The 14,657-nt window shown below is 59.6% G+C and carries 9 protein-coding genes; 7 read left to right on the top strand and 2 right to left on the bottom strand.

Annotated elements, in window-relative coordinates:
- Positions 1 to 106 precede the first annotated feature (106 nt).
- Positions 107 to 376: a DUF2790 domain-containing protein gene (locus AB4N82_RS16615; protein ID WP_032886743.1), complete on the bottom strand. Its 270-nt coding sequence runs from the start codon at positions 374 to 376 to the stop codon at positions 107 to 109.
- A gap of 412 nt (positions 377 to 788) precedes the next feature.
- Here AB4N82_RS16615 and acs point away from each other — a divergent pair, with 412 nt between their 5' ends.
- The 7 genes from acs (at position 789) to AB4N82_RS16650 (ending at position 8,675) form a co-directional block, all read left to right on the top strand.
- Positions 789 to 2,744 (top strand): acetate--CoA ligase, encoded by a 1,956-nt coding sequence (acs, locus tag AB4N82_RS16620; RefSeq protein WP_032886744.1) that lies wholly within the window; start codon positions 789 to 791, stop codon positions 2,742 to 2,744.
- A gap of 653 nt (positions 2,745 to 3,397) precedes the next feature.
- The gene (locus AB4N82_RS16625; RefSeq protein WP_460102246.1) at positions 3,398 to 4,183 is read left to right on the top strand and encodes an ABC transporter substrate-binding protein; all 786 of its coding nucleotides are present in this window, start codon (positions 3,398 to 3,400) and stop codon (positions 4,181 to 4,183) included.
- 91 nt (positions 4,184 to 4,274) lie between these two features.
- Positions 4,275 to 4,964 (top strand): ABC transporter permease, encoded by a 690-nt coding sequence (locus AB4N82_RS16630; RefSeq protein ID WP_032886746.1) that lies wholly within the window; start codon positions 4,275 to 4,277, stop codon positions 4,962 to 4,964.
- Positions 4,961 to 5,659: an ABC transporter permease gene (locus AB4N82_RS16635; RefSeq protein ID WP_032886747.1), complete on the top strand. Its 699-nt coding sequence runs from the start codon at positions 4,961 to 4,963 to the stop codon at positions 5,657 to 5,659. Before AB4N82_RS16630 ends, AB4N82_RS16635 begins: the two co-directional genes overlap by 4 nt.
- A 1-nt stretch (position 5,660) precedes the next feature.
- Complete coding sequence (locus AB4N82_RS16640) at positions 5,661 to 6,773, top strand: succinylglutamate desuccinylase/aspartoacylase family protein (protein ID WP_122753555.1); 1,113 nt, start codon at positions 5,661 to 5,663, stop codon at positions 6,771 to 6,773.
- A 27-nt stretch (positions 6,774 to 6,800) separates the two neighbouring features.
- The gene (locus tag AB4N82_RS16645) at positions 6,801 to 7,565 is read left to right on the top strand and encodes an ABC transporter ATP-binding protein (RefSeq protein WP_032886749.1); all 765 of its coding nucleotides are present in this window, start codon (positions 6,801 to 6,803) and stop codon (positions 7,563 to 7,565) included.
- A 129-nt stretch (positions 7,566 to 7,694) separates the two neighbouring features.
- Entirely contained in the window at positions 7,695 to 8,675 is a 981-nt protein-coding gene (locus tag AB4N82_RS16650; RefSeq protein ID WP_095185706.1) for a GlxA family transcriptional regulator, read from the top strand.
- Between the two features lie 33 nt (positions 8,676 to 8,708).
- Here the strand turns inward: AB4N82_RS16650 and AB4N82_RS16655 are convergent, their stop codons facing one another.
- Positions 8,709 to 14,621, bottom strand: a complete 5,913-nt coding sequence (locus AB4N82_RS16655; RefSeq protein ID WP_460102252.1) for a dermonecrotic toxin domain-containing protein — start codon at positions 14,619 to 14,621, stop codon at positions 8,709 to 8,711.
- Positions 14,622 to 14,657 lie beyond the last annotated feature (36 nt).

The raw sequence follows: 14,657 nt of genomic DNA on the forward strand, positions 1-14,657 counted from the left end.
AGCTCCCCCCACATCTGGACTGCGTGGTGCCTCAAGCCGGTTCTTTGCCGCAAGAACGATTTCTTGCGGCGAATAAGATCCGGGTGTTTTCTAACTGACTAAGTTGTTAGCCGTTAGAGCAACCGTTGCCCATAATCTTGTAATTAAGAATATGGCGTTGACCCTGGGAATCTTCATATTCCATCTTCGCAGGTACAACTTCACATACATTCGGAACTTCGCTCATGGACAATACTTTGGCAACGTCCAAGTGGGTGCTGTAGGTGTAATCTTCAACAATCGGGGCGTTCTGGCCGGCCAGCTCGGTCGGGGCTTCGTCGGCCAGGGCGGCGGTGGCGCACAAGCTGCTGAGGGCCATAACTACGAGAGCTTTCATTTCTTTACTTACCTTCTTCAGGGCGAAAGGGGTCACGGGGCCCTTGTGAGGCCACGTGTGTAACTTAGGATTGGTTAGTTCGGATTAACGTTGCCTTCGTGGGGGCTGTTACGTTGTTAATCACTGCCGTGTAAACCACGGCGTCGTGTTGACGGAGTTGATTTTAGGCCTGCGGGTTATATTCATATACCCGTGCTTTTGATAAACACTATTGGCGGTTTTTGTAACAATCCCGTGGTAAAGGTTTTTTCACACAGCGCCAGAAGCCTTGCAGCCCTTGGCCCAGAGCCCTGTCAGCCGATACCAGGGCAATGTGTAGGGGCTTGTTACTACCATCGTCGAATGGTTCTATGGGGTCGCCCCGGCTACAACAGGGCATACAAAAACAACTATTGTCACCGAGGTAAGAAAGATGAGTGCGGCTTCCCTGTACCCCGTTCGCCCCGAAGTAGCAGCCAACACGCTGACCGATGAGGCGACCTACAAGGCCATGTACCAGCAGTCGGTGGTCAACCCCGACGGTTTCTGGCGTGAGCAAGCCAAGCGTCTTGACTGGATCAAGCCTTTCACCACGGTGAAGCAGACCTCGTTCGACGATCACCATGTCGACATCAAGTGGTTCGCCGATGGCACCCTGAACGTGTCCTATAACTGTCTGGACCGTCACCTCGCCGAGCGTGGCGACCAGATTGCGATCATCTGGGAGGGCGATGACCCTGCCGAGAGCCGCAACATCACTTACCGCGAGCTGCATGAAGAAGTCTGCAAGTTCGCCAACGCCCTGCGTGGTCAGGACGTGCACCGCGGCGACGTGGTGACTATCTATATGCCGATGATCCCCGAAGCCGTGGTCGCCATGCTGGCGTGTACCCGCATCGGTGCGATTCACTCGGTGGTGTTTGGTGGTTTTTCGCCGGAAGCCCTGGCCGGTCGCATCATCGACTGTAAGTCGAAGGTGGTGATCACTGCCGACGAAGGCATTCGCGCTGGTAAGAAGATTCCGCTCAAGGCCAACGTCGACGACGCACTGACCAACCCGGAAACCAGCAGCATCCAGAAGGTCATCGTGTGCAAACGCACCAATGGCCAGATCAAGTGGAACCAGCATCGCGACATCTGGTACGAAGACCTGATGAAAGTGGCGGGCACCGTATGCGCGCCAAAAGAAATGGGCGCCGAAGAAGCCCTGTTTATCCTCTACACCTCCGGTTCCACCGGTAAGCCTAAAGGCGTGCAGCACACCACCGGCGGCTACCTGCTTTACGCCGGCCTCACCCACGAGCGCGTGTTCGACTATCGCCCGGGCGAAATCTACTGGTGCACTGCCGACGTCGGCTGGGTCACCGGCCACACCTATATTGTCTATGGCCCGCTGTCGAATGGCGCGACCACGGTGTTGTTCGAAGGCGTGCCTAACTACCCGGACATCACTCGGGTGGCGAAGATCGTCGACAAGCACAAGGTCAACATCCTCTACACCGCGCCGACCGCCATTCGCGCAATGATGGCCTCCGGCACCGCAGCCGTTGAAGGTGCTGACGGCAGCAGCCTGCGCCTGCTCGGTTCCGTTGGCGAGCCGATCAACCCGGAAGCGTGGGATTGGTACTACAAGAACGTCGGTCAATCCCGTTGCCCAATTGTCGACACCTGGTGGCAGACCGAGACCGGCGGCAACATGATGAGCCCGCTGCCGGGCGCCCATGCGCTCAAGCCAGGCTCGGCTGCACGGCCGTTCTTCGGCGTGGTGCCGGCGTTGGTGGATAACCTGGGCAACCTGATCGAAGGGGCTGCCGAAGGCAACCTGGTGATCCTCGATTCGTGGCCGGGCCAAGCGCGTACGCTATTTGGCGATCATGACCGTTTCGTCGATACCTACTTCAAGACCTTCCGTGGCATGTACTTCACCGGTGACGGCGCGCGCCGTGACGAGGACGGTTACTACTGGATCACGGGGCGTGTGGATGACGTGTTGAACGTTTCCGGCCACCGTATGGGCACTGCCGAGATTGAAAGCGCCATGGTTGCCCACCCTAAAGTGGCTGAAGCAGCGGTGGTTGGGGTGCCGCATGACATCAAAGGGCAGGGCATTTATGTGTATGTCACCCTCAAAAATGGCGAAGAGCCAAACGAAGCGCTGCGCCTGGAGCTGAAAAATTGGGTGCGTAAAGAAATCGGGCCGATTGCTTCGCCGGACGTGATCCAGTGGGCGCCGGGCTTGCCGAAGACCCGCTCGGGCAAAATCATGCGCCGTATCCTGCGCAAGATCGCCACGGCTGAGTACGACGGGTTAGGCGATATCTCCACCCTGGCGGATCCAGGTGTAGTGGCGCATTTGATTGAAACCCACAAGACCATGAACGTCGCTTAAGGCGAGGTTGGTTGGACAAAGCCCTATTCGGTGTGAGCCGGGTGGGGCTTTTTTATGTTCGCTTCGAGCCGGTGGGGATCCAGTGTGGGAGGGGGCATGCCCCCGATTGCAGTGGGGCATTGAATACAGCTGTCGCTGGCCTAGCGCCATCGGGAGCAAGCCCCCTCCCACGTTTGGATCTGCGCCACCCGAATAAATATCGGTTTATTGCGTAGGAGGTTTCTGAATGTTACCGGGCGGGGCAAATGTGTAACCCCATGTCCACACATGAGGCAAAGCGCTACGCCCGTGCCCCGAAAAACCCCATTCCAGACACCCCAAGAAATAAGATTAAACGCCAGACTTGCCGTGCCAGAAGGGTTTGCGAATAATAGGCCCGCAATTTGCAGCGTCTACAGGTTTAATGTCTTTTGTCTCTGCATAAAATCCAGGGGCTGTCAATGAGCTGGAACCGCTTTCTCTGTGCTTCTGTAAATTGTTGTCGCATTGAGGAAATATCGGCTTCCGGCCTGTCGTTAGAATGCCGATCACTCGCTCGTCGTCGCCGATGTTGAATTGGTGTCGGACGCAGCACCGCTATTCGGTTTCACCTTCGCCGCATCGTGGGCCATGGCTCATACTGCTGTTTTGCCCTATACCGATGGAGTCCCAAGATGAAGAAACTCGTGCTGTTGGGCGCCCTGGCGCTGTCCGTGCTGTCCATGCAGACCTTCGCTGAAGGCAAGCCTCTGAAAATTGGTATCGAAGCGGCTTACCCTCCGTTTGCCTCGAAGGCGCCGGATGGCAACATCGTTGGTTTTGACTACGACATCGGCAACGCCCTGTGCGAAGAGATGAAGGTCAAATGTACGTGGGTCGAGCAAGAGTTCGACGGCCTGATCCCTGCGCTCAAAGTGCGCAAGATCGACGCCATCCTGTCGTCCATGTCCATCACTGAAGACCGCAAGAAGTCCGTTGATTTCACTAATCGCTACTACCTGTCCCCAGCACGCCTGGTGATGAAGGAAGGCACCGCTGTCAGCGACAGTCTGGATGAATTGAAAGGCAAGAAGATCGGCGTGCAACGTGGTTCGATCCACGACCGCTTCGCTCGTGAAGTCCTGGCTCCAAAAGGCGCTGACATCAAGGGTTACAGCACCCAGAACGAAATCTACCTGGATGTGGCCGCTGGCCGCCTCGACGGTACCGTGGCCGACGCCACCCTGCTGGAAGACGGTTTCCTGAAGACCGACGCTGGTAAAGGCTACGCGTTCGTTGGCCCATCCTTCACTGACGCCAAATACTTCGGCGACGGCATAGGCATCGCGGTACGTAAAGGCGACAAGGAAAACCTGGACCGCATCAACGCTGCTATCGCTGCGATCCGTGCCAACGGCAAATACAAAGAAATCGAGAAAAAGTACTTCAACTTCGACATTTACGGCCCAGAAGCCCAGTAAAACGTCGCAGCGGTCTGTCCTAAATGGCGCAAGCAACAGAATTCCTGCGGTTTGCGCCATTTTTTCATCCCCCTTTTCGAGGACCTGAATCATGTTGAAAGGCTACGGGGCCGTCATCCTCGATGGCGCATGGTTGACGCTTCAGCTCGCCTTGTCGTCCATGGCCTTGGCCATTGTTCTGGGTCTGATCGGGGTCGCGTTACGCCTGTCGCCGGTGCGCTGGTTGGCCTGGCTGGGTGACTTGTACTCCACGGTGATCCGCGGGATCCCTGACCTTGTGCTGATCCTGCTGATTTTCTACGGCGGCCAGGACTTGCTCAACCGCGTCGCGCCGATGCTCGGCTACGACGACTATATCGACTTGAACCCTTTGGCCGCCGGTATCGGCACTCTGGGGTTCATCTTTGGCGCCTACCTTTCGGAAACTTTCCGTGGCGCCTTCATGGCCATCCCCAAGGGACAGGCCGAAGCCGGCCTTGCATATGGCATGAGCAGTTTCCAAGTGTTTTTCCGGGTGATGGTGCCGCAGATGATTCGGCTGGCGATCCCTGGTTTCACCAACAACTGGCTGGTACTCACCAAGGCCACCGCGCTGATCTCGGTGGTAGGCCTGCAAGACATGATGTTCAAGGCCAAGCAGGCGGCAGATGCCACCCGCGAGCCTTTTACCTTCTTCCTCGCAGTGGCGGCGATGTACCTGGTGATCACCAGCGTATCGTTGCTGGCGCTGCGCTATCTTGAGAAGCGCTACTCGGTAGGCGTAAGGGCGGCTGATCTATGATCTTCGACTACAACGTCATCTGGGAGGCCATGCCGCTGTACCTTGGCGGCCTGCTGACTACCCTGAAATTGCTCGCCATCTCGCTGTTTTTCGGCCTGCTCGCCGCCTTGCCCCTGGGGTTGATGCGTGTGTCCAAGCAGCCTGTCGTGAACGGTGTGGCCTGGCTCTACACGTACGTGATCCGCGGCACGCCGATGCTGGTGCAACTGTTCCTGATCTACTACGGTCTGGCGCAATTCGAAGCGGTGCGCGAAAGCTTTATGTGGCCCCTGCTGTCCAGCGCCACGTTCTGTGCGTGCCTGGCCTTTGCGATCAACACCAGCGCCTACACCGCCGAGATCATTGCCGGTAGCCTCAAGGCCACGCCCAATGGCGAGATCGAAGCGGCCAAGGCGATGGGCATGTCGCGCTATAAGCTGTACCGCCGCATCCTGCTGCCGTCGGCCTTGCGCCGTGCGCTGCCGCAGTACAGCAACGAAGTGATCATGATGCTCCAGACCACGAGCCTGGCCTCCATCGTCACCCTGATCGACATCACCGGCGCCGCACGCACGGTGAACGCCCAGTTCTACTTGCCGTTTGAAGCCTATATCACCGCTGGCGTCTTCTACCTGTGCCTGACTTTTATCCTGGTGCGCCTGTTCAAGTTGGCCGAGCGCCGCTGGCTGAGCTACCTGGCTCCACGGAAGCACTGATATGGAACGTATCGACCACCTGTTGCCCTGGGGCCACCTGGGCTGCGAGCGCCAACTGAGCGTGTTCCGTTTCGGCAGCGGCGAGCGCAAGGCCTATATCCAGGCCAGCCTGCACGCCGATGAACTGCCCGGCATGCGCGCCGCCTGGGAACTGAAAAAACGCCTGACAGAACTGGAACAGCAAGGCGCCCTCAACGGTGTGATTGAGCTGGTGCCGGTGGCCAATCCGATGGGCCTGGGCCAGTTGTTGCAAGGCAGCCACCAGGGGCGTTTCGAAGTAGGCAGTGGCAAGAATTTCAACCGCGATTTCGTCGAGTTGAGCGAACCGGTTGCCGCATTGCTTCAAGGCAAGCTGGGGGATGATCCCCATGCCAATGTGGGCCTGATCCGTCAGGCCATGAGCGATGCGCTCAGTGCCTTGCCCGAGCCGAGCAGCCAGTTGCAAGGCATGCAACGCGTCTTGCTGAGCCACGCGTGCACCGCCGATATCGTCCTCGACCTGCATTGCGACGCCGAAGCCGCGCTGCATATGTACGCGCTGCCCCAGCATTGGCCCCAGTGGCGTTCGCTGTCGGCGCATCTGAATGTGAAGGTCGGCTTGTTGGCGGAGGATTCCGGTGGCAGCTCGTTTGATGAAGCCTGCTCGCTGCCATGGTTGCGCTTGTCCCGGATGTTTCCGGACGCTCAGATCCCGTTGGCGTGCCTCGCGACGACGTTGGAACTGGGCGGTCAAGCCGACACCGGGCGTGATGAAGCAATCTTCCACGCCGAGGGCATCCTCGCATTCCTTGCCGAGCAAGGCCTGATCAACGGCGAATGGCCGGCTGCGCAGCACGAAGCGTGCGAAGGCATGCCGTTTGAAGGCACCGAGTTGCTCTTCGCGCCCCACGCCGGTGTGATCAGTTACCTGCGCAAAGCCGGAGATTGGGTGGACGCTGGCGAACCGATTTTTGAAGTGATTGACCCCCTGCAAGACCGCGTGAGCGTTATCTGCGCCGGTACGTCGGGGGTGTTGTTTGCCGTTGAACGGCTACGTTATGCCCAAGCGGGTTTCTGGCTGGCCAAGGTGGCGGGGCGCGACGCGCTGCGACACGGGCGCTTGCTCAACGACTGACCACCTGTTTTTGTGAGAACCGACCGCATGTACAAACTTGAAGTCCAAGACCTGCATAAACGCTATGGCAGTCATGAAGTGCTCAAAGGCGTTTCCCTGGCCGCTGCTGCCGGTGATGTGATCAGCATCATCGGTTCCAGTGGTTCGGGCAAAAGTACCTTTTTGCGCTGCATCAACCTGCTGGAGCAACCCCACGCCGGCAAGATTCTGCTCAATAACGAAGAGCTGAAACTGGTGGCCAACAAGGACGGCGCCCTGAAGGCCGCTGATCCCAAGCAGCTGCAACGCATGCGTTCGCGCCTGTCCATGGTGTTCCAGCATTTCAACCTGTGGTCGCATATGACCGCGCTTGAAAACGTGATGGAAGCCCCGGTGCACGTGTTGGGCATGTCGAAGAAAGATGCCCGTGAAAAGGCCGAGCACTATCTGGCTAAAGTCGGCGTGGGCCATCGTAAGGATGCGTTCCCTGGCCATATGTCCGGCGGCGAGCAGCAGCGTGTGGCGATTGCCCGTGCCTTGGCGATGGAACCTGAGGTGATGCTGTTTGACGAACCGACTTCGGCGCTGGACCCGGAACTGGTCGGCGAAGTGCTCAAGGTGATGCAGGACCTGGCCCTGGAAGGCCGCACCATGGTGGTGGTCACCCACGAAATGGGCTTTGCCCGCGAAGTGTCGAACCAGTTGGTGTTCCTGCACAAAGGGATTGTTGAAGAACGCGGCAACCCGCGGGAAGTGCTGGTGAACCCGCAGTCCGAGCGGTTGCAGCAGTTCCTGTCCGGCAGTTTGAAATAATTCCTCCCACATGGATCTCTACATTGGGGTTCTACAGTTGGATCTTTATCGTTTTTAAGCTTTGTGTTGGTTTACGGGCTAGCATTGGCCCTTGTCTTCATTACTGTTACAGGCTTCGGATAGCACTCCATGACCGCCCATAAAATTGGTTTCCTGATTTGGCCCAGCACAAAGGCACTCACGCTTGCGCTGGCTGAGGAGGCCTTACGCGTTGCTCAGCGGGTGCATCCGGATGTGGTTTACGAGCTGTCGTTTTTGCTCGCCGAGCCCGCCACCGAAGGCGCCTGGCAATTGCCGGGCGAACCATGGGCCGGCAAGCTCGAAGGCTTTCAGAAACTGTTTCTGCTGGCCGACGAGCCGCCAACCGTTATTGCCTCGCAACTGAGCACGGCCCTCAAGCAATTGGTGCGGGCCGGGTGTGTGATCGGTGGTTTGTCGGCCGGCGTGTACCCGTTGGCCCAGCTCGGTCTGCTCGACGGTTATCGCGCCGCCGTGCACTGGCGCTGGCAGGATGACTTCGCCGAACGTTTTCCCAAGGTTATCGCCACCAGCCACCTGTTCGACTGGGACCGTGATCGCCTGAGCGCCTGCGGTGGCATGTCGGTACTCGACTTGCTGCTGGCGGTACTGGCCCGCGACCACGGCGCCGAACTGGCGGGTGCAGTCTCCGAAGAACTGGTGGTGGAACGCATCCGCGAAGGCGGCGAACGCCAGCGGATTCCTCTGCAAAACCGCCTGGGTTCCAGCCATCCTAAGCTGACCCAGGCCGTGTTGCTGATGGAAGCCAATATCGAAGAACCGCTGACCACTGACGAAATTGCCCAGCACGTCTGTGTGTCGCGACGACAACTGGAGCGGATCTTCAAGCAGTACCTCAACCGCGTCCCCAGCCAGTATTACCTGGAGCTGCGTCTGAACAAGGCCCGCCAAATGCTGATGCAAACCAGCAAGTCGATCATCCAGATCGGCCTGTCCTGCGGCTTCTCCTCAGGGCCACACTTCTCCAGCGCCTACCGCAACTTCTTCGGCGCCACCCCGCGTGAAGACCGCAATCAACGGCGCAGCAGCAGCCCGTTCGAGTTGTCATCGGTGCCGTCCGAACGCGGCTGAAACCGGGTTGTCACGAACAGGTACGCGACTGTCTCACTCCTCCATGGGTTCCGGTGTGCCGGGCGGGGTTATATCCTCCATGTTTTCGTCGTATGTCGCTTCCTCCACCCCCAACTCATAACCCGTCTGCCGGTAATAGGTACGCAAGATCGTCAGGCTTTCGGGAGACAGGGGGTTGCCGCTCACATCCGAGTCATCGTCGAGCGGCAGTGGCATTCCCAGCAGGTCGTCCGGCAAGTGCTCGATCAGGTTGTCGCTCAGGTCTACGGCCCGCAGGCGCGGTAGGCTGAAGATCCCCGTGGGTACGTCGCGCAGCCTGCAGTTGTGCAGGTACACCATCGTCAGTCGCGTCATGTTGCGCAGGTCCGGCGTTTGGGTGAGGGTGTTGTCGCTCAGATCCAGGTAAGTGAGCTCCGTCAGGCGTGACAGCTGCTCGATGCTGTTCGGCGTCAGGCGGATCTGGTTATTGCTGAGCTTGAGCAGGCGCAATTGCTTGAGTTCGAACACTCGGTCGGGAATCCGCTGCAGGGCGTGCTGCTCCACTGTCAGCGCAGTCAGGTTTGGGAACGCCTGCAGGAATTCGCCTACGCGAACATGGCGCTTGTCGCCCGTCAGTTCCATCAGCGTCACATGTTCCAGGCGCGCATTCAGGGCTGGCAGATCACCGGAAAGCTGGCCGTTGAAGATCAGCTTGTGAGTGTTTCGGGCGGGCCATTCGTTTTCATCCAGATCGGTTTCTCTGCGCCAGCAGCGCAGTATCAATTCCTTGAATGCCAGGCGACGCACCTGCTCCTCGGCGCGGGCATTTTCGATCAGCAGGGGGTTGGCCAGTTGGTCCATGGCGGGGACGTTGAGTACCCATTCCTCCAGGTCGCTGTCGAGCCGCTCGTATTCGGCACTCAGGCGGCTGATTTGCGCGTCGGCGTCCTCCAGTTCGCCGGGTAGCTCAAAAAAGATGCGCTTGGTGTCTCGCTCCGTGAGGCTGGGGTAGAGCGCGTTGATGCGCTGCAATTGTGCATCGGGAATGCTGGCATTCCAGTGTTCGCCCTTGGCTTGGCAATAGCGCTTGATCGCGTGCAAGGTCGAGGGCGACAACGGGTTGGCCGACAGGTCGAATGCGTTGCTGGCCGCCCGCGGCAGTTCGAAGGCCTCTTCAGGCAGCTCGCGCAAAGCGTTCTGGCTCAAGTCCACGCGGGCACGCAATACCGCTGGCTGAATCAGCGAGCGCGGCAGTTCGCTCAAGCCAGTGTTACGCAGTGACAGGCTGACCAGGTTGGGCAGCTGGTTGAAATCCGGCAGTCGCGCCAGCGGGTTGTTATCGAGGTTCAGGTGCTTGAGTTCACGCATGCCCTGCAAGGCTTGCTGCGCGGATGGCGACAATTGCAGCGTGCAGCGGTCCAGCACTAGGTACGACAGGTTTGGCAGGTGGCCGAGTCGCGGCAGTTCACTCAGTGCATAGTTTTCGATATGCAGCGCAGTCAGCGCCGGGAAACTGCGCAGGAACGCATCCAGGCCCAACGGTGAGCCCAAGCCCTTTAAGGCGAGCACGGACACATGATTGAACGAGGTGCGCAGGGCGGGCAAATCGCCGCTCACCGGGAGGAAAAGGCTGAATTCGTAGCTGAGCATCGGTAGCCCGAAGTTGACATCGCCCGAGGTGATATCGCGTCGCCAGCCTGCCTCAAGGGCAGCGATGAATCGGTGCCGCAGGGCCTGTTCCTCGGCGGTGACGCTGCTATCGTTGGCCCAGCCAAGGCAATCCTGACGGATGGTGGGAAATTCGTTCTCCAGCCGACTCATCTCGACGCGACCGGCTGCCAGGTCCCCTGGCAGGCCAAAAATGAAGCGGTTGATTTGGTCACCGTTGAACGAGGGGAACAGTCTTTTGGCCTGCTCCGCGTCGACCATGGCCGGGATCGCTTCCAAGTAGTGTTGGGTACGCTGGAAGTAGGCTTTGACGCGCTCCAGTGTCGGCTCGGACAACGGGTTGTTGGACAGGTCGAAATGCCGAGTGATGTCGACGGGCAAATCGAACAGGGCGGCAGGCAACTCGCTGATCCTGTTATTGGACAGCATCGCCAGCGTCAGGTGGCTGCGACTTAGCAATCCTTCGGGCAGTTGCTCGATGTCGGTGTTGGCCAGGTCCAGGTATTGCAACTGCGGCATCTGTTCCACATTGGGAGTCAGCGTCAGGGGGTTGTTGTACAGGTCAAGGGTCAACAGGCGCGTCATGTTGTTGATGACCGCATGGCTTTGCTCGGTGAGGCGGATGTTGCAGCTACTCAGGATCAATTCGTTGAGCGTGTTCATCGAGGCCAGGCTGGGCGGCAGTTCGTCCACGGCAAGATTGCGGATGTTCAGCCGACGCAAGCTTGGAAAAAGCTGCAGGAATCCGTCGATTTCCATGCGTTGGTGCGCACCCTGCAATTCCAGGTGAGAGACATGTTCGAAGCGTGCACTCAGGGTGGGCAACTCACCCAGCAGGGGGGCTGACAGTCGCAGGATATGACCGTTGATGGCTGGCGGCTCATAGAAGTTATCGAGCTCGGTTTCCTGGCGCCAGGCTCGCCGTAGTTGGTGGGCGAACAAATTGCGGTCGCGCCGCAGGTATTCATATTGGAGCGCGCTCAGCGTAGCGCCGGTTGTGGGGTGTACACGGGGTGTCTGGGATTCCCAGACCACCAGGTTCAGGTCCAGTTGGATGTATTCGTTGCGCAACCGGGTTAAGGCCAGTTGTGCACCGCCGGGGGTGTTTTGCAGGGCGGCGATCATGTCGCGGATTCTTGCACGCGACAGTTGCGGGCGCAGCGTCTGCAGCTGTTGTTCGAGCGAGGGGCCGCGGCTGGGTCCCGGCACCTCGGGAATGGCTGGCGGGTAACCGTCCATGCCGCCGCGCAAACGCATGACATTGGGGTCGTAGCTGGGTTTGTTGTGCGGGTCGCTCTTTAATATGTCGCGCAAGGTAGGGCGATCCACCGGGGCATCGCCGATCGCCTGCTTGAGGCGTGGGCCCTGGCCGATATGAAGTTGCAGCGCATTGCGCGCACTGTCAGGCAGGGCCTGCAGGACGGCGGTGTAGAAATCGGTGCTGCCAAACAGTGCGGTCTGGCCGTTCTCGGGGATGAATTGGCCGTCCGGTGTGGCCACCAGCGTACGTTTGGTCGGCGCGTAAGTAGGCCCGATGGCGTCGAGCAACTCGCCGTCAGCGCGGTATTGGCGCAGTTCCAGACGAATCCACTCGGGCCAGCCATTGAGGTTTTCCAGCGAATGCAGCGCCAGCCGGCAAGTGTCCGGATTTTCCACAGCGTCCAGATACAGGCCTTCATAGGCGCGTGTGGTGCGCACTTCATGCAACGACCATTCGGCCAGTTCGGTCAGGCGCGTTGGTACGTTGCCAGCGTCGATAGACTTGAGCTCCTCGCCACTGGCACCGGCCAGTAACTCCTCGGCAACCGGCGTCGGCAGGCCGGGGCGCGAGGCACTGTCGATGAGCTTTTGCACACGTGGGTCGCTGGTGCGGTCCTGGCCGCGGTAGCGTGAGTCGAACAGTGAGAAGCGCTTGTCTTGGGCAATACGCGCAAGTTTTTTGCGCAAAGCGGCTGCGCGGGTGCGGCTGGAGGCGGGAGGCAGCCCGAATTCTTCTTCCAGTAGTTCCTTGCGCTCCGGCTCATTCAGGCTGTCGATCAGGGTGGGCAGCAGGTCGCCGTTGCGCAATTGCTCCTCAAGTACCTGCACAGTGCTGGCCCCGGATTCTCCTAGGAACTCCCACAGGGTGTTGCCGCCGGCATCCACCACCCGCAAGGTCTTGCCGGAGGGCCACAGGCCATAGCTGATCAGCAACTGCAATTGGGTCTGCGGATCGGCCTTGGCGTAGATCGCCGGGTCGTCGCTGTTCATCTGTGTCACAAACTCCTGCAACTGCTGGTCGATCTTGAAGCGCTTGAGGGTGTCGGCCAGTAGCGGTGGTGGCGGCTGCTGGGTGCTGTGCGTTTTGCGCAACGTGTTGTCATGGGTAGCGCTGCTGTCGCGGACCTGCGCTAATTGCGCGTCGCTCAACGAATCGGTCTGGTAACCGAGGCGGCGCATCAGCGTAGTGCTATCCCAGCTCAAGGGGTTTTCCAGCTCGGTGACCCAGGCGCCCTGTCCGTTGGTCATCACGGCCGGACGGTAAGCCGAAGGTCGCGTGGGGTGCTGGATGAAATAGCGGCCGGCGGTTTTCTGCACGTGATAGCGCTCGCCATTGAGGCTAAGGATGTTTTTGTCGGCGTGCAGGTGCAGGCCTTGCGCGTCCGGGCGTGCCTCGGCGGGCAGTGTCACGTCCTGGCGATAGGGGCTGAGGTCGGGTTGCCACAGACGGCGCTGACTGTTGGGCCGCTTGACCGGTTGCAAGCGCTCGATGAAGGCCAGCAGCTGCGCGGGCAATGCTTCGCGCACCAGTCCTTCGATGATGGGCAATCCGGTGGCGAACAGGCCCAGTTGGACCATCTGCTCCAGCAGGCCCAAAGCATGGCCCAGGGCTTCATGTCGCAGGCCCTCAGCCCAGTCGATGATGCCTTCGAAGGCCTCGTCGAGCACCTGATAGGCGGTATACGCCAGCATCAGTGCGCCCAGCGGCGGCACGAACGGCAGTGCCACGAAGGCAACGATCTGCAGCAGGGTATCGCCGATTTTCTTCAGGAATTCCCAGCGTTCCCAACGTGCGTTCTGGTCGACCTTGGCGGTGGAGACCGCGCGGCTCTGCGCGTCTGCCAGCAGCTTGCTCAGGTGCATCTGGAATAGATGCGCGAAGAGGTCACCGTTGATCCTGAGGCTGCGAAATTGCAGCTGGGGGCTCTGGGTCGGGGTGTCACGCCAACTGGGCAGTGGATCGCCCTGTTTATGCGCATGCCAGGTGACTTGGCTGAGGCGTTGATTGAGGTTGGCGAAGAACACCGCAGCGTCTTCATGGCGGACAAAACGGCTGAAGAACCCTTGAAAGTCCTTCGAGCGCAGCCGGGCGACCAGGCTCTGCATGAACGCGGCACTGCTGGGGTAGTGTTTGATCGGGTGTTGCGGATCGTCGGGGATATAGGCGATCAGCGGGGCTGTATCGCGACTGTTCTCCAGATCCGGAGCGAACAGCACCACGCCAGTGAGGCGACAATCCATGATGAATAAATCATGGGCCATCAGCGGTGGGCAGCCGTTGTGCGTGGCGTCGCCGTTTTCGATCAGATTGAGTACCGCGGTGTGGCTGGCGGCGGGCAGCTCGTCCTTGAGCAAGGCCATGTACAGAGCGAATTTCAGCGCGCCCAAGTGGCTTTGTTTGAGCCAGTGCTCCAGGGCGTTGCGCGCCACGGGGTTGCCCAGGTCGAGGTACTCGTCCAGGTAGCGTTGGTATTGGCCGCCGATGTCCAGGCGCCGGCAGAGCTGGGTGAATTGCGCGACGCTGATCTTCGCGTCGAGGTCGGGCAGGGGGCTGAACTGCCCTGTGGCCGTGGGTTGCGTGCTGAAGCCGGAGTGCTGCGCGTAGGTCTCGTCGGCTTCGAAGTTGTGCAGCGCCGCTTCCAGCAGTGAGACCGACCAGGTTCTGGCCGCGCCCTGCTTGACGGTAAAACCGACAACGGTCAACGGGACGTACAGTTGCAGGTAGGTGGTGCGCACATCAGTGTCGATGCCGAACTCGTCCTTGAGTGCCGCGTGCAGGCGTTCGGCGCCGAACTGCTCCGGGCTTTTCAGTGCCGCCAGAGCCTTGTCCACGAGGTTCTGCGCGGTCCAGGCGGCGGCGTTGAGTTCTTTGAGCTGTGCATGTTGTGACTCGGTTGCGCGGGTATACCAGTCGGCAATCAACGGCGTGCAGGCTTTCAACGCCACGCGCTTGGCGGCACTGGCCGTGCCCAACCAAGGAGGGATAGCGTCGCGGAGAATGTCGAGGTGTGGTGTTTGGGTTTCGGGATGCTGCGCCATGGGCCGTTCCTTGATGGCTTTTGAGGAGGCTCAGCA

It is taken from the genome of Pseudomonas sp. H1_D04, from assembly GCF_054683855.1.

Coding starts and splice junctions, on each gene's coding strand:
- AB4N82_RS16615 (WP_032886743.1), bottom strand. CDS start 376: ATGAAAGCTCTCGTAGTTATGGCCCTCAGCAGCTTGTGCGCCACCGCC.
- AB4N82_RS16650 (WP_095185706.1), top strand. CDS start 7,695: ATGACCGCCCATAAAATTGGTTTCCTGATTTGGCCCAGCACAAAGGCA.
- AB4N82_RS16640 (WP_122753555.1), top strand. CDS start 5,661: ATGGAACGTATCGACCACCTGTTGCCCTGGGGCCACCTGGGCTGCGAG.
- AB4N82_RS16655 (WP_460102252.1), bottom strand. CDS start 14,621: ATGGCGCAGCATCCCGAAACCCAAACACCACACCTCGACATTCTCCGC.
- AB4N82_RS16630 (WP_032886746.1), top strand. CDS start 4,275: ATGTTGAAAGGCTACGGGGCCGTCATCCTCGATGGCGCATGGTTGACG.
- AB4N82_RS16625 (WP_460102246.1), top strand. CDS start 3,398: ATGAAGAAACTCGTGCTGTTGGGCGCCCTGGCGCTGTCCGTGCTGTCC.
- AB4N82_RS16635 (WP_032886747.1), top strand. CDS start 4,961: ATGATCTTCGACTACAACGTCATCTGGGAGGCCATGCCGCTGTACCTT.
- AB4N82_RS16645 (WP_032886749.1), top strand. CDS start 6,801: ATGTACAAACTTGAAGTCCAAGACCTGCATAAACGCTATGGCAGTCAT.
- acs (WP_032886744.1), top strand. CDS start 789: ATGAGTGCGGCTTCCCTGTACCCCGTTCGCCCCGAAGTAGCAGCCAAC.